Annotated in this window: 14 protein-coding genes; 8 read left to right on the forward strand and 6 right to left on the reverse strand. The window is 67.0% G+C overall.

Features of this window, described 5'->3' with window-relative positions; all coding sequences use genetic code 11:
- Positions 1–20: 20 nt before the first annotated feature.
- From ACE3OK_RS11650 to ACE3OK_RS11665, 4 genes are read left to right on the forward strand one after another with little or no spacing between them, the layout of a single operon-like run.
- Positions 21–938: an ABC transporter ATP-binding protein gene (locus ACE3OK_RS11650; protein ID WP_374249712.1), complete on the forward strand. Its 918-nt coding sequence runs from the start codon at positions 21–23 to the stop codon at positions 936–938.
- Positions 938–1,705: an ABC transporter permease gene (locus tag ACE3OK_RS11655; RefSeq protein ID WP_374249713.1), complete on the forward strand. Its 768-nt coding sequence runs from the start codon at positions 938–940 to the stop codon at positions 1,703–1,705. Before ACE3OK_RS11650 ends, ACE3OK_RS11655 begins: the two co-directional genes overlap by 1 nt.
- A 37-nt stretch (positions 1,706–1,742) precedes the next feature.
- Positions 1,743–2,939, forward strand: coding sequence for a sensor histidine kinase (locus ACE3OK_RS11660; protein ID WP_374249714.1), 1,197 nt, complete (start codon positions 1,743–1,745; stop codon positions 2,937–2,939).
- Positions 2,936–3,538, forward strand: a complete 603-nt coding sequence (locus ACE3OK_RS11665; RefSeq protein WP_374249715.1) for a response regulator transcription factor — start codon at positions 2,936–2,938, stop codon at positions 3,536–3,538. Before ACE3OK_RS11660 ends, ACE3OK_RS11665 begins: the two co-directional genes overlap by 4 nt.
- A 15-nt stretch (positions 3,539–3,553) precedes the next feature.
- On the opposite strand, the gene ACE3OK_RS11670 is transcribed toward ACE3OK_RS11665, so the two are convergent.
- The 6 genes from ACE3OK_RS11670 to ACE3OK_RS11695 are packed head-to-tail and all read right to left on the reverse strand — an operon-like array spanning position 3,554 to position 8,279.
- Positions 3,554–4,924, reverse strand: a complete 1,371-nt coding sequence (locus ACE3OK_RS11670; RefSeq protein ID WP_374249717.1) for a M17 family metallopeptidase — start codon at positions 4,922–4,924, stop codon at positions 3,554–3,556.
- The gene (locus tag ACE3OK_RS11675) at positions 4,921–5,637 is read right to left on the reverse strand and encodes an HAD family hydrolase (protein ID WP_374249718.1); all 717 of its coding nucleotides are present in this window, start codon (positions 5,635–5,637) and stop codon (positions 4,921–4,923) included. The genes ACE3OK_RS11670 and ACE3OK_RS11675 overlap by 4 nt, the downstream gene beginning before the upstream one ends.
- 19 nt (positions 5,638–5,656) lie before the next feature.
- Complete coding sequence (locus ACE3OK_RS11680; RefSeq protein WP_374249719.1) at positions 5,657–5,977, reverse strand: hypothetical protein; 321 nt, start codon at positions 5,975–5,977, stop codon at positions 5,657–5,659.
- Positions 5,974–6,426 (reverse strand): phage holin family protein, encoded by a 453-nt coding sequence (locus ACE3OK_RS11685; protein ID WP_374249720.1) that lies wholly within the window; start codon positions 6,424–6,426, stop codon positions 5,974–5,976. Before ACE3OK_RS11685 ends, ACE3OK_RS11680 begins: the two co-directional genes overlap by 4 nt.
- 6 nt (positions 6,427–6,432) lie before the next feature.
- On the reverse strand, positions 6,433–6,789 hold the full coding sequence (locus tag ACE3OK_RS11690; protein ID WP_374249721.1) for a hypothetical protein: 357 nt from the start codon (positions 6,787–6,789) through the stop codon (positions 6,433–6,435).
- Between the two features lie 59 nt (positions 6,790–6,848).
- On the reverse strand, positions 6,849–8,279 hold the full coding sequence (locus ACE3OK_RS11695) for a Do family serine endopeptidase (RefSeq protein WP_374249722.1): 1,431 nt from the start codon (positions 8,277–8,279) through the stop codon (positions 6,849–6,851).
- Between the two features lie 514 nt (positions 8,280–8,793).
- Here ACE3OK_RS11695 and ACE3OK_RS11700 point away from each other — a divergent pair.
- The 4 genes from ACE3OK_RS11700 to ACE3OK_RS11715 all read left to right on the forward strand — a co-directional run bounded on the left by ACE3OK_RS11700 (position 8,794) and on the right by ACE3OK_RS11715 (position 13,488).
- Complete coding sequence (locus ACE3OK_RS11700; RefSeq protein ID WP_374249723.1) at positions 8,794–10,944, forward strand: adenosylcobalamin-dependent ribonucleoside-diphosphate reductase; 2,151 nt, start codon at positions 8,794–8,796, stop codon at positions 10,942–10,944.
- 112 nt (positions 10,945–11,056) lie between these two features.
- Positions 11,057–11,527, forward strand: coding sequence for a hypothetical protein (locus tag ACE3OK_RS11705; protein WP_374249724.1), 471 nt, complete (start codon positions 11,057–11,059; stop codon positions 11,525–11,527).
- Positions 11,528–11,606: 79 nt separating this feature from the next.
- Positions 11,607–12,383, forward strand: coding sequence for an NrdJb (locus ACE3OK_RS11710; RefSeq protein ID WP_374249725.1), 777 nt, complete (start codon positions 11,607–11,609; stop codon positions 12,381–12,383).
- 109 nt (positions 12,384–12,492) lie between these two features.
- The gene (locus ACE3OK_RS11715) at positions 12,493–13,488 is read left to right on the forward strand and encodes a DNA cytosine methyltransferase (RefSeq protein ID WP_374249727.1); all 996 of its coding nucleotides are present in this window, start codon (positions 12,493–12,495) and stop codon (positions 13,486–13,488) included.
- The last annotated feature ends 294 nt before the right edge of the window (positions 13,489–13,782 follow it).

Genomic DNA, 13,782 nt, shown 5'->3' on the forward strand with positions numbered 1-13,782 from the left:
TGACGGAAAAGGTGGGCGGGATGGACAATGCGAACCCCGTGCTGGCGCGCTTGCGCGGCACCAGCAAGTGTTACGGCGCGCTGCGCGCTCTGGACGGGATCGACCTGAGCGTGCACGGCGGTGAATTGCTGGCGCTGCTGGGGCCCAATGGTGCCGGCAAGACCACCGCGATCGGCTTGCTGCTGGGCCTGGTCCGCGCCGATGCCGGCAGCGTGGAGCTGTTCGGCCGCGACCCCCAGGACATCGCCGCGCGACGCAACATCGGGGTGATGTTGCAGGACGCGCAGCTGCCGGACACGTTGCGGGTGGGCGAGCTGATCCGGCTGACCGCCAGCTATTACCCGGCTCCGCGCAGCGTGGCCGAAAGTGCGGCGCTGGCCGGTGTGGAGGACCTGTTGCCACGTCCCTACGGCAAGCTCTCCGGCGGCCAGCAGCGGCGCGTGCAGTTCGCGTTGGCGTTGTGCGGGCGGCCGCGCCTGCTGTTCCTGGACGAGCCCACCGTGGGCATGGACATCGATGCGCGGCGCACGCTGTGGGCCGCCATTCGCCAGTTGGTGGCCGAAGGCAACGCGGTGGTGCTGACCACTCATTATCTGGAAGAGGCCGAGGCGCTGGCGACCCGGGTCTGCGTGATGGCACGCGGCAAGGTGATCAGCGAAGGCAGCGTGGCGGCCCTGCGTGCGCGCATCGCGCGCAAGCGCGTGTGGTGCAGCAGTGCACTGTCGCTGGCCGAGGTGGCGGGCTGGCCGGAAGTGGCAGAGGCTGGCAGCGATGGCGAGCGGCTGTGCCTTGCCACCGAATACCCGGAACTGCTGGTGCGCCGCTTGCTGGATGCGGACACCACGCTGACGGCGCTGGAAGTGCGTGCGGCAGGGCTTGCCGAGGCCTTCGCAGAACTCACCCGCAACGACGATCCGCAGATGCAGGAAGCCGCCTGATGAACGCTCTCCCGACCCTGGACATGCCGCGCCAACGCCTCGTTGCCGCGTATCTGGAGGAAGCCCGCAGCGAGCTGCGGCGCTATCTGCGCAACCCCGGCTTCCTGTTGCCGATCATCCTGTTCCCCAACGTGTTCTACCTGATGTTCGGCGTGCTGTTGAACCACGGCAATGGCGAAGCCGGGCGATTCATGCTGGCCAGCTACAGCACGTTCGGGGTGATGGCGCCGGGTTTGTTCGGCTTCGGCGTGTCGCTGGCGCTGGAGCGCGGCAGCGGCCTGCTGGTCTTCAAGCGGGCGCTGCCGATGCCGCCCGGCGCCTATCTGCTGGGCAAGATGCTGATGGCGATGTGCGTGGCGGCGGTGGTGGGTGCATTGCTGCTGGCGGTGGCGCTGGGCGTGGCGGATGCCGGTTTGACGCTGGCGCAGGCCGGCCGGTTGTTGCTGGTGGACACGCTGGGCGTGTTGCCGTTCTGCGCGCTGGGCTTGTTGATCGGCACCCTGCTGAAAGGCCAGGGCGCGCCCGGCCTGCTCAACATGGTCTACCTGCCGATGGCCTTCCTGTCCGGGCTGTGGTTCCCGCTGACGATGATGCCGAAGCTGCTGCAACAATTGGCACCGATCTGGCCCAGCTATCACTTGAACGCGCAGGCGCTGTCGGCTGTGGGCTTCGACACCGGCGCACATTGGCCGCATGCGCTGGTGCTGCTGGCGTTCACCATCGGGTGCCTGCTGCTGGCCGCGCATCGCCTGCGCCGCCATGGTTGAGGACCGCGTGGCCGCGACGTTCCAGTAGGATGCGCGCATGAAAACCCCCGCATGGCTGCGCCATCACTTCACCCCCGCCCCGGACTCGGCGGTGGCGGCCTGCCTGCGGCGCGGCAAATCGCCATGGTCGGGTGGCATCCACCTGCTGTGGTCGGCCTACGTGTTCATCACGCCGCTGTTCGGTGGCGGTTATGACCTGCCCTGGGTGGTGCTGACCCTGTGTTCATACCCGCTGTTCCTGTGGATGTATGCGCGGCTGCTGCTGGCACCGCAGCGGCAGGGCTGGCGCTACGCCCTGGGCATGGCGGCGCTGTGTCTGCTGCTGCTGCGCTGGTATCCCTCCGGGCTGAGCTATTTCGTGTTCGGCTGCGTGATGCTGCGGGTGTCGGCGCAGCGGCCGACGTATCGGCGCTACGCCTTGCAATTGCTGGCGATGAACGCCGCCTTCGTGGCGGTGGCGATCTGGGTGGGGTACACGGTGGCGACGTGGCTGTGGGTGCCGGTGATGACGTTCGTGATCGGCACCATCATCAATGTCGAACATGCCAGCCAGGAAAAGGACGCGGCGTTGGCGCTGTCGCAGGAGGAAGTGCGGCGGCTGGCCGCCACTGCCGAGCGCGAACGCATCGGCCGTGATTTGCACGACCTGCTGGGGCATACCTTGTCGCTGATCACCTTGAAACTGGAGCTGTCGCGCAAGCTGTTCGATCGCGACCCGGCTGCCGCCAGGCGTGAACTGGAGGATGCCGAAGCCGTCGCGCGCGAGGCGCTGGCGCAGGTACGCAGCGCGGTTACCGGCATCCGCGCCACCGATCTCGCCGCCGAGCTGGCCTCGGCGCGGTTGCTGCTGGAATCGGCGCAGGTGCAACTGGACTATGCGCCGCCACCGCAGGGCCTGCCGCCGGAAGCCGAGCGCGCGCTGGCACTGCTGCTGCGCGAGGCGGTGACCAACATCTCGCGTCACGCGCAGGCCACCCAGGCGCAGATCGAGTTCGTGCAGGAGGAGAAAGCCGTGCAATTGCGCATCATCGACAACGGGCGTGGCGGTGTCGGCGTGGAAGGCAACGGCTTGGCCGGCATGCGCGACCGCGTGCGTGAACTGGGCGGACGCCTCGACGTGGACTCCCCGCGCGGTGCCGGCACACGCTTGTCGATCCAGTTGCCGCTGGTCTGGCGGCAACCGCTGCTGCCGCTGCGCGCCGTCGCTGCGGTGGATGCGCGGGTGCGGGCATGATCCGCGTCCTGCTGGCCGAAGACCAGGCGATGCTGCGCGGCGCGCTGGCGTCGCTGCTGTCGCTGGAATCCGACATCGAGGTGGCCGGTACCGCCGCCGATGGCGAGGCGGCGTGGCGCGAGCTGCAACGCCTCAAGCCCGACGTGTTGGTGTCCGACATCGAAATGCCCGGCCTCACCGGGCTGGAGCTGGCGCAGCGCATCGCCCGCCACGAATTGCCCATCAAGGTGGTCATCGTCACCACCTTCGCCCGCGCCGGTTTTTTGCGGCGCGCATTGGACGCCGGCGTGCGCGGCTATTTGCTGAAAGATGCCCCCGCCGAGCAATTGGCCGATGCCATCCGCAACGTCCATCGCGGCGGCCGCGCCATCGACCCGCAACTGGCGATGGAAGCCTGGGGCGAGGCCGACCCCCTCACCGACCGCGAACGCCAAGCCCTGCGCTTGGCCGGCGAAGGCCACTCCGCCAGCGACATCGCCGCGCAACTCAACCTGTCACAAGGCACCGTGCGCAACTACCTGTCGGAAGCCATCGGCAAACTCGGCGTCGGCAACCGCATCGAGGCGTATCGCTTGGCGCGGCAGAAGGGGTGGCTGTAGCACGGTGCTGGTGCGTTACGCGCTGCGCGTCTTCAACAGCGCATACGCCGCGCGCAGGCCCATCGCCTCGCCGCCGGCAGGGCGGCCGGGGCGGTCGCTGTCGTTCCAGGCGTAGACATCGAGATGCGCCCAGCGGGTGCCTTCGCTGACGAAGCGTTCCAGGTACAGCGCGGCGGTGACGCTGCCGGCCATGGTGGTGTTGCTGCTGTTGGCGAGATCGGCGATGCCGCTGGTGAGGTAGCGCAGGTACGGCCGCCACAGCGGCATCCGCCACAACGGGTCACGCGCCTGCATGCCGGCGCGCAGCCAGGCGTCGGCCAGGGCGTCGTCGTTGGCGTACAGCGCCGGCAGGTCCGGGCCCAGCGCGATGCGCGCGGCACCGGTGAGGGTGGCGAAGTCCAGCAGCAGGTCGGGTGCCAGCTCGCAGGCGCGGGTGAGCGCGTCGCACAGCACCAGCCGGCCTTCGGCGTCGGTGTTGTCGATCTCCACGCTCACGCCCTTGCGGGTGGTGATGATGTCGCCGGGGCGGAACGCGTTCGGGCCCACCGCGTTTTCGACGGCGGCGATCAGCAGGGTGATGCGCAGGCGCAGCTTGCGCGCCATCACCAGCTCGGCCAGTGCCAGCGCATGCGCCGCGCCGCCCATGTCCTTCTTCATGTTGCGCATGCCGGCGGCGGCCTTGAGGTCCAGCCCGCCGGTGTCGAAGCACACGCCCTTTCCGCAGAGCACGATGTGCGGGTGGGTGGGCTCGCCCCAGGTCAATTCCAGCAGGCGCGGTGCGCGATGGCTGGCGCGGCCGACGGCGTGGATGGTGGGGAAGTTGTGCGCCAGCAGGTCGTCGCCGGCGATCACCGTGAGTTGCGCGCCATGCGCCTGCGCGATGGTGCGCGCGGTGGCTTCCAGCTCATCCGGGCCCATGTGTTCGGTGGGCGTGTTGACCAGGTCGCGCACGCGCACGCAGGCGGCGAGCAGGTCCAGCCCTTCGGCATCGATGTCCCCCGCCAGCCGCGTCGGCACCGGCTTGCCGGTCTTGTAGCGGTCGAAGCGGTACAGGCCCAGGCCCCAGCCCAGTTGCAGGGCGCGCAGCGCGTCGGCATCGGGCAGGCCGATCGCGTGCCAGTCGCCGGCCGGCAAGGCGCGCGGCGCGTGCGCATAGGCATACGGGTCCAGTGCGTCCTCGACGCCCAGCACCGCCCCGGCCACGCGGCCCTCGGCATCGGCCCAGCTTTGCAGGCTGCCGGCACCGGCGTCGAAGCGCTGCGCGGCCAGCCAGGCCTGCACGGCGGGCGGCTGGGTGGCCAGCCACGCGGCGAAGCCGGATTTGGCCACCACGTGCAGGGGCAGGGCGGCGGCGCTGTCGGGGGTGTAGCCGGGGGGCAGGGTCATGGGGCAGGTGTCTCGAAAGTGGCGCCCGCGTCCAGCCAGTCGGCCAGTGCGGTCAAGGTGGTGACGTGCAGGTCGGCGCGCGGCAGTGCCTCGGGCCAGGGGTGATCGCCGCGGTCGATCCAGCAGCTGCGCAGGCCGGCCCGGGCCGCGCCGGCGACATCCATCTGCGGATGATCGCCGACGTGCAGCACCTCGTGCGGTGCGCAGCCCAGGCGGCGGCAGGCTTCGTGGAAAAACCCGGCATCGGGCTTGGCGGCGCCGTATTCGCGCGCGCCCAGCTGGAAGCGGAACAGCGACGCGATGCCGATCACCGCCAGGTCGGCATTGCCATTGGTCAATGCGGCGATCGGCAGGTGCGCGGCGATGCGGTGCAGGCCGTCCAGTGCATCGGGAAAGAAATCGACGCGGTTGCGTTCGCGGAAGAAAATGCCGTAGGCGGCGCTGGCCAGCGCCGGGTCGTCGCCGCTTTCCTTCAGCGCGCGCTCGATGCTGAGCCGGCGCAGCAGGCCCAGGTCGTGTGCGTGCTCGGGGAATTCGGCGAACACCCGCTCGCGCAGGGCGCGCATTTCGCTGATCGGGAAGCGCTCCGCGGTTTGCGGGCTGTGCTCGAGGAACCATGCGTGCAAGGCGGCTTCGATGCGCTCGCCGATCGGTGCGAACGGCCACAGGGTGTCGTCGAGGTCGAGGCTGATGGCGCGGATGGCAAGGCTCACCCGCGCATTGTAGGCCGGCTCAGGCGTCGGTGTCGGCGGCCTGCACCGATGGCGGCGCGGCGGCCGACGTGGCCGTCTTGGCCAGCGTGGCGAAGGCATCGCCCAGCAGCGGCGAAAGCGTGCGCAGCAGCGGCCACAACGTGCCGCCGGCCAACCGCAGCGGACGTGCCTGCCCCACCGCGAAGCCGGCGGCCAGGCCGATGACGACGATCCGTCCCGGGGTCCAGCTGCTGCGCCAGCATGCGCCCAGCGCGCGCCATTGCAGGCCGGCCTGCGCGTGCGCGGCGCTGGCGGCCTGTTCGGCCTGTTGCACGCGCGCCAGCCGGGCAGCCAGGCTCATGCCGCCCCCGGGCCGTCGTCGTTGCGCAGGGCGTCGGGCAGTGCCTGCGCCCACTGCGCCAGCTGCCGGCGGGTGGCCTGCAGATGCGTGTGGCGGAAATGCCGCAGCGCCGCCCATGCCGCCGCCAGCGTGCCGGCGAGGCTCAGCGTGGCGGCCACCAGCAAGGCCAGCAGCCAGGACAGCCCCAATTGCTGCAAGCCCGCCACCAATGCCGCCATCAACAGCAGCCAGCCTGCGCCCCCCAATGCAATCGCCAGTCCGGCGAACACCAGCCCATGCCCCAGCGCGGCCCATGCCAGCGCCAGGTCGGCGGCGAGCAAGCGGCGCAGTGCCAGCAGCGCGGCCAGGGAGGCGTGCGCACTGGCGCGCGCGCCCTCGCCCAGCTGTTGCAGGGTATCGCCCAGCGCCGCGGATTCGGCGGCGTTGGCGGCCTGCTCGTCGCCGCTCATGCGCGCTTACTTGTCGCTGCGGGCAAGCTTGGAGATGATCCAGCCGGCGGCAAACGCCACCCCGAACGCGGCCAGCGGGCGCTCGCGAATCAGCTCGGCGGCGCTGTCCAGCAAATCGCGGCCCTTTTCCACCAGGGCATCCATCTGCTCGCCGACGGCACCGCCCAGGTGCTGCGCGGCGTCAAGCCCGGCCACGCCGCTGTCGGCCAGTTCGGCCTTGACCTGCGCCGTACCCAGCCGCAATTCATCACCGGCCGCGCCGGCGGCATTGCGCACCGCGCCCCCCGCCGCCACCGCCGCTTGCTTCAAGTGGCTGCCGGCTTCGCCCAGATTGGCTTTGACCGCTTCGGTGTTCTCGCTCATCTGCCGCATCCTGTCGTCGGGAGGGGAGTGCCAGTGTGGCACCGTTTCGGGGCCGTGGGTCAGCGCATCAACAGTTGCCCGCTGACATTGCCGCGCAGGATGCGCAGCAGCAGTTGCTGCGGCGGTTTGGCCAGGCTGGCGCGCAGGCCGCCCAGGTCGCTGAAGTCGCCGCTGCTGGCGGCCAGCACCACGTCGCCGCGTTGCAGGCCGTTTTGAGCCGCGCGGCTGCCGCGTTGCACGTCTTCCACCAGTACGCCGGTCAGCCCCTGCCGGCGCAGCGATTCCGGCAAGTCGGCGAAGCTGGCGCCGCTCAGGCGCGCGTCCAGCTGCGCGCCGGCCAGGGCTTTCGGGGCTTCGCGCAGGCCGCTGCGGATCTGCAACGGTTTGCCGTCGCGACGCACGTCCAGCATCACGGTGGCGTCCGGTGCCTGCAGGCCCTGGAAGTTGCGCAACGCCTCGGCGCTGTCGATGGGCTGGCCATTGGCGGCCACCACCACGTCGCCCACCTTCAGGCCGGCGGCACCGGCCGCCGCGCCGGGATACACCCGCGTCACCAGCGCGCCGCGGGTCTCGGTCAGGCCCAGCCCCCTGGCCAGCTTCGCGTCCAGGTCCTGGCTGTCGATGCCCAGCGTGCCGCGGCGGACCACGCCGCCACGCAGCAGTTGGTCCTTGATCCGGCTGGCGAGGTTGGAGGGAATGGCGAAGCCCAGCCCGATGTTGCCGGCCATCGAGCCGTGCGGGTTGAAGCTGGCGGTGTTGATGCCCACCAGCTCGCCGTTGAGATTGACCAGCGCGCCGCCGGAATTGCCGGGATTGATGCTGGCGTCGGTCTGGATGAAGTTCTGGAAGCCGGCCCCCGGCAGGTTGTTGCGGCCCACCGCGGACACGATGCCGCTGGTCACGGTCTGGCCGACGCCGAACGGGTTGCCGATGGCCACCACGAAATCGCCGATCTGCAGCTTGTCGCTGTCGGCGATGGGGATGGCGGTGAGGTCCTGCGCCTGGATGCGCATCAGCGCGATGTCGGTGTCGGCGTCGTTGCCCACGAATTCGGCCTTCAGGCTGCGCCCGTCGGCCAGCGTCACCTGCACCTCGTCGGCGTCCTCCACCACGTGGTTGTTGGTCAGCACCAGCCCGCGCTGGGCGTCGATGATCACGCCCGAGCCCAGCGACTGCGCGATGCGCTCCTGCGGGATGCCGAAGATGCGGCGGAAGATCGGGTCGTCGCCGAACGGCGTGTTCACCCGCACCACCTGCTTGGTGTTCACGCTGACCACCGCCGGCAGCACCTTTTTCAGCATCGGGGCCAGCGATGGCAGCGGCGTGCCGGCCACCGCGCTGGGCAGCGCGGCGGTCATCGGCACGCTGGCGCTGGCGGGGGGGGCGGCGGTGGCCGGGCGTTCCAGCATCAGGTTCAGCCCGGTGGCGGCAAAACCGCCGAACGCAGCGGCGGCGGACAGCGCAAGCAGGGTCTTGGTGGCGGTCTTCATGCGGCAGTGCGGAAACGGTTGGGAAACCAGTATTGCCGAAACCCGGCGGCGCTCGTGCAATCGCGGCTGAAGGGCGCGCAGCGGGCTTCACGCATCCTGCAACGCAGCATCGCGCGTATTCATGTTGCCTCCCCGTCGCGGCGTTCGCACAGTGAAACCGTGCCGCCATGCGGGTGGTAGGCCGGCGTCCCGGAATGCAAGGGGAATCCGGCAAATTTTGACGTTGACTTGGCCGGAATGCGTGGCTATGGTCTTGCGGATTGGGCCACAAGATATTGTGGTTTCTGTGCAGGGAAGACCCAAGGCTAGTGGCGAAGGGGGCCGCCAGCCACGGGGAAACGACGTCCGGCGGGGAGCGGCGCGTGACGATGCAGAACCCGGCGGCAACGCCGACAAACCAACGCATCTGCAGGCTGCGCCCCGCGCGGCCGGCGTTGTCGCCGCCGGATGCGGCGTTTGCACCACCGGCCCGCGCGCAGTGCGCGGCCACTGACAGACAGGAGAGTCAACGGGCATGAGCACGGCGAGGTTGGAAGCAGTGACCACGGACGCAAATCAGGACATCCCGATGCAGCCGGCATCGATGGACATCTGGGACAAGAAATATCGCCTGAAGACCAAGCAGGGCGTGGCGCTGGATGCCGACATCGACGGCACCTACAAGCGCGTCGCCAAGGCCCTGGCCGAAGCCGAACCCACCGCCGAGCTGCAGCAGTACTGGCAGGAGCGCTTCACCTGGGCGCTGCGCCGCGGCGCGATCCCGGCCGGCCGCATCACCTCCAACGCCGGTGCGCTGGAGCACAAGCCCGCCACCTCGACCATCAATTGCACGGTCTCCGGCACGATTGAAGATTCGATGGACGGCATCCTGGAGAAGGTGCACGAAGCCGGCCTGACCCTGAAGGCCGGCTGCGGCATCGGCTACGAATTCAGCACGCTGCGCCCGCGCGGGGCGTTCGTCGCCGGCGCCGGCGCGTACACCTCCGGCCCGATGTCGTTCATGGACATCTTCGACAAGATGTGTTTCACCGTCTCGTCCGCCGGCGGCCGCCGCGGCGCGCAGATGGGCACGTTCGACGTGTCGCACCCGGACGTGAAGGACTTCATCCGCGCCAAGCGCGAAGACGGCCGGCTGCGCCAGTTCAACCTCAGCTTGCTGATCACCGACGGCTTCATGCAGGCGGTGGAAGACGATGCCGACTGGCCGCTGGTGTTCCCGGTCAATGCCAAGGAGCAAGGCGACATCGACCTGGCCGATGCCGAGCAGGTGGTCTGGCGCGAATGGCCGACCCACCGCAACTACATCGCCCGCGAGGACGGGCTGGTGGCCTGCAAGATCTACGGCCACATCCGCGCCCGCCACCTGTGGGACATGATCATGGTCTCGACGTATGACTACGCCGAGCCGGGGTTCATCCTGATCGACAAGGTCAACGAGATGAACAACAACTGGTGGTGCGAGACCATCCGCGCCACCAACCCCTGCGGCGAGCAGCCGCTGCCGCCCTACGGCGCCTGCCTGCTGGGCTCGGTCAACCTGACCAAGTTCGTCAAGCAGCCCTTCACCGACCAGGCCACGTTCGACTGGGAGGAATACAAGGAAGTGGTGCGCGTGTTCACCCGCATGCTGGACAACGTGGTGGAGGTCAACGGGCTGCCGTTGCAGCGTCAGCGCGATGAAATCCTGCGCAAGCGCCGCCACGGCATGGGCTTTTTGGGCCTGGGCAGCACCATGACCATGCTGAAGATGCAGTACGGCAGCCAGGCATCGTGCGAGTTCACCGAAGCCATCGCCCGCGAGATGGCGGTGGCCGGCTGGGAAACCGGGCTTGCGCTGGCCAAGGAAAAGGGCCCGGCACCGATCATGGACGAAGTGTTCACCGTCGATGCCGGCATGCTGCGCAAGCGCCCGGAAATGGCGCGCGACGGCTGGAAGATCGGCCAGCAGATCGAAGGCCGCGTGTTGCACGCCCGCTATTCCCGCTACATGCAGAAGGTGGCCGAAGTGGCGCCGGAGCTGGTGGACGAATTGGCCACCGTCGGTTGCCGGTTCACCCACCACAGTTCCATCGCGCCCACCGGCACCATCTCGCTGAGCCTGGCCAACAACGCCAGCAACGGCATCGAGCCCAGCTTCGCGCACCACTACAGCCGCAACGTGATCCGCGAAGGCAAGAAGACCAAGGAAAAGGTCGACGTGTTCTCGTTCGAGCTGCTGGCCTATCGCGAACTGGTCAACGCCAAGGCGATGCCCTACGCCGAAGACAAGGCCGCGCAACTGCCCGCCTACTTCATCAGCGCCGACGACATCAGCCCGAAGGAGCACGTGGACGTGCAGGCCGCGGCGCAGAAGTGGGTGGACAGCTCCATCTCCAAGACCGCCAACGTCCCCACCGACTACCCGTACGAAGACTTCAAGGACATCTACCGCTACGCCTACCAGCAGGGCCTGAAGGGTTGCACCACCTTCCGCTTCAACCCGGCCGCCTTCCAGGGCGTGCTGGTGAAGGAAGCCGACCTGGAGAACACCACCTACCGCTTCGAACTGGAAGACGGCAGCGTGGTGGAAGTGAAGGGCAACGAACAGATCGAATACGACGGCGAACTGCACACCGCCGCCAACCTGTTCGATGCCTTGAAGGAAGGCTACTACGGCAAGTTCTGAAGGCGCTTCCGCCACACCGTGCAGCGCCCCGGAAAGAGTGCTGCACGCGTGTCTGGCCGGGTATAGGATCGCGTTGTTGTACCCACCAACCCACGCCCGATGAGGAGGGCACATGAGCAATGGAGATGGAGTGACGGCAACGCTGTCGGATGCCGTTGACGCTGCGAAGGAAAAGGTTGCGGAAGTCGGCAATGCGATGGCCAGCACCGCCAGCGCCACCGTGGCGAAGGCGAAGAAGGCCGCCAAGTCCGCCGAGAAGAAAGTGAAGACCGAAGTGGCGAAGGCGAAGAAGGCGGTGAAGAAGACCGTGGCCAAGGCGAGGAAGAAACTCGCCACCGCCAGCAAGGACGCCAGGAAGGAAGTGGCCAGCCTGAAGAAGAAGGTGGCCGGCAAGAAGCCCGCGGCGAAGAAGGCCGTCAAGAAGGCCGTGGCCAAGAAGCCGGTGGCGAAGAAGGCCGTCGCCAAGAAGGCCCCGGCCAAGAAGGCCGCCGTGAAGAAAGCGCCGGCCAAGAAAGCCGTCGCGAAGAAAGCCCCAGCCAGGAAAGCAGTGAAGAAGGCCGTCAAGAAAGCCGCGAAAAAGTAAACCACCCTGCACCCGCCCGGTTTCCGGGCGTGGTGCGACGAACCCCCGCATACGCGTGAGCACCCACAGAGTCAGGACCATGACCGTCAGGATCGACAAGAAAATCAAGGGCTACGCCGTCGTCACCCCGGACGACAAGGCCAATCCGCCGGCATCCGCTGCACCCGCCCCGGCCCCCGCGCCCGCTGCGGATGCGGTCTACAACGTGATCCAGATGCACGAGCGCATCGAGCGCCCGGAAGTCCTGATCGGCAGCACCTACAAGATCAAGTCGCCGCTGGTGGAGCACGCCATGTACGTGACCATCAACGACATCGTGCTCAATCCCGGCACCGAGCACGAACATCGCCGCCCGTTCGAGGTCTTCATCAACTGCAAGTCGATGGAGCACTTCCAGTGGATCGTGGCGCTCACCCGCATCATGTCCGCCGTGTTCCGCAAGGGTGGCGACGTCGCCTTCCTGGTGGAAGAAATGAAGGCCGTGTTCGACCCGCGCGGTGGCTACTTCAAGGCCGGCGGCGTGTACATGCCGTCGCTGGTGGCCGAACTGGGCAGCATCGTCGAAGACCACCTGAAGTCGATCGGCATGCTGCACGACCCGGAGATGAGCGAGCACCAGCGCGCGCTGATCGCCGAGAAGCGCAAGCAGTACGAAGACCGCTCAAAAAAAAACGCTGAGTCCGGCCCGTCCGGCCTGAGCAGCGCCGCCGACCACCCGGAAGACATCGCCGTGACCGGCGACGGCGCCAGCTTCCCGCCCACTGCCACCATGTGCCACAAGTGTTCGACCAAGGCGCTCGTGCTGATGGACGGGTGCGCGACTTGTTTGAATTGCGGGTATAGCAAGTGCGGGTGAAAAATCTCATTCGCTGAGACTGTGTTGAGGGATTATTGAGTAAACACAGGACTACTTACGTATGACTCTTGATTCAGAAGGGCCTCTGCGAGTCGATTCAGGCCCTCTCATGTCCGTCGATAGTGCGGACTCTCTCCAAGCTGCCTCAGTTGATCCGATTCTTAATCACGCCTCCTTTTTTTCGGGGATCGGTGGGTTCGATCTTGGTTTTGAGCAGCTCGGAATCAAAACAGTTTCTTTGTGCGAAAAGAAGCCCTTCTGCCGTCGTGTGCTTGCAGCGCGCTGGCCAGAAGTTCCATTGTTTGAGGACATTCAAAGTGTCGACCCTAACCAAATCCCTACGGCGGAAGTCTGGTCAGCCGGCTTTCCTTGCCAAGATCTCTCACTTGCGCGAATGGGCCCTCGCGACGGCCTCCGGGGATCGCAGTCCGGCCTCTTCCACGATTTCGCGGCACTGGTTGACACTCGTCGCCCGCAAATTGTTGTCCTCGAAAACGTGCACGGCCTTCTCACTAGCCACCGAGGAAGAGACTTCGCCATCGTACTCAAGACGCTGGATGAGCTCGGGTATGGCGTGGCGTGGCGAGTGCTTAACAGCCAACATTTCGGAGTCCCCCAGTCGCGCAAGCGAGTCTATGTTGTTGCCGTGCATCGAGACCCAGGCGGTGCCGGACAAATACTTTTTGAGCCCGAATGCGGCGACGGGAATTCTGAGGCGAGTGGATCGAATGGGAAGAAATCTCCCAGCCTCTTTCAGAGAATCCTTGGAAATACTCTCACGGGGCCCCTAGTTAAGGCGCGTGCCCACTGCATCTATGCTGAGTCTGCCCGACACACAGGTACCGATTGGAGTCGAAACTACGTTTGGTATCCGAATGGACGGGTGCGGCGGTTCGTTCCGACGGAAGTTGAGCGGGTACAAGGATTTCCCCCAGGGTGGACAGACGTTCCCACTTTGAATAAGGAGGACGCTGATAGCCTTCGCTATCACGCCGTCGGAAATTCCGTAACGCCGGCAGTTGCGAAATGGTTGGGCGCACGTATTGCGATGTATGTTGGATCGCGGGTGGCCGAGCGAAAGGACTTGGCATATGCCGATAGTTGATGTCCGCTGGAGGCCGAGCGGCGGGCGTGGGGAATATGAATACATTCCTTCGGACGTGCTTTTGGGCAGAAAGGTGCAGCTGGCTCCGCTAGTTTCCGACGAGGCCCTTTTAATCACTGATGTCTCAGGGCGTATCAAAGATGGCAAGCCGCGCTTGCGGCGTCTAAGGAAGGTCTGAACAACACGCCATCTGTCGGCGACAATACCGCCTCACCTCCGGGATGACTTCTGATGCAGCTGACGTTCGGTGACGCCGAAGATCTTGGGCAACGCAAGCAGACGCGGCGGGAGGTG

The sequence above is a fragment of the Thermomonas sp. genome, from assembly GCF_041905325.1.
GTDB lineage: Bacteria > Pseudomonadota > Gammaproteobacteria > Xanthomonadales > Xanthomonadaceae > Thermomonas.

Excerpts from the sequence above, each read along its gene's own strand:
- ACE3OK_RS11650 (WP_374249712.1), top strand. The coding sequence starts at position 21 with ATGGACAATGCGAACCCCGTGCTGGCGCGCTTGCGCGGCACCAGCAAG.
- ACE3OK_RS11655 (WP_374249713.1), top strand. The coding sequence starts at position 938 with ATGAACGCTCTCCCGACCCTGGACATGCCGCGCCAACGCCTCGTTGCC.
- ACE3OK_RS11660 (WP_374249714.1), top strand. The coding sequence starts at position 1,743 with ATGAAAACCCCCGCATGGCTGCGCCATCACTTCACCCCCGCCCCGGAC.
- ACE3OK_RS11665 (WP_374249715.1), top strand. The coding sequence starts at position 2,936 with ATGATCCGCGTCCTGCTGGCCGAAGACCAGGCGATGCTGCGCGGCGCG.
- ACE3OK_RS11670 (WP_374249717.1), bottom strand. The coding sequence starts at position 4,924 with ATGACCCTGCCCCCCGGCTACACCCCCGACAGCGCCGCCGCCCTGCCC.
- ACE3OK_RS11680 (WP_374249719.1), bottom strand. The coding sequence starts at position 5,977 with ATGAGCCTGGCTGCCCGGCTGGCGCGCGTGCAACAGGCCGAACAGGCC.
- ACE3OK_RS11685 (WP_374249720.1), bottom strand. The coding sequence starts at position 6,426 with ATGAGCGGCGACGAGCAGGCCGCCAACGCCGCCGAATCCGCGGCGCTG.
- ACE3OK_RS11690 (WP_374249721.1), bottom strand. The coding sequence starts at position 6,789 with ATGAGCGAGAACACCGAAGCGGTCAAAGCCAATCTGGGCGAAGCCGGC.
- ACE3OK_RS11695 (WP_374249722.1), bottom strand. The coding sequence starts at position 8,279 with ATGAAGACCGCCACCAAGACCCTGCTTGCGCTGTCCGCCGCCGCTGCG.
- ACE3OK_RS11700 (WP_374249723.1), top strand. The coding sequence starts at position 8,794 with ATGAGCACGGCGAGGTTGGAAGCAGTGACCACGGACGCAAATCAGGAC.
- ACE3OK_RS11705 (WP_374249724.1), top strand. The coding sequence starts at position 11,057 with ATGAGCAATGGAGATGGAGTGACGGCAACGCTGTCGGATGCCGTTGAC.
- ACE3OK_RS11710 (WP_374249725.1), top strand. The coding sequence starts at position 11,607 with ATGACCGTCAGGATCGACAAGAAAATCAAGGGCTACGCCGTCGTCACC.
- ACE3OK_RS11715 (WP_374249727.1), top strand. The coding sequence starts at position 12,493 with ATGTCCGTCGATAGTGCGGACTCTCTCCAAGCTGCCTCAGTTGATCCG.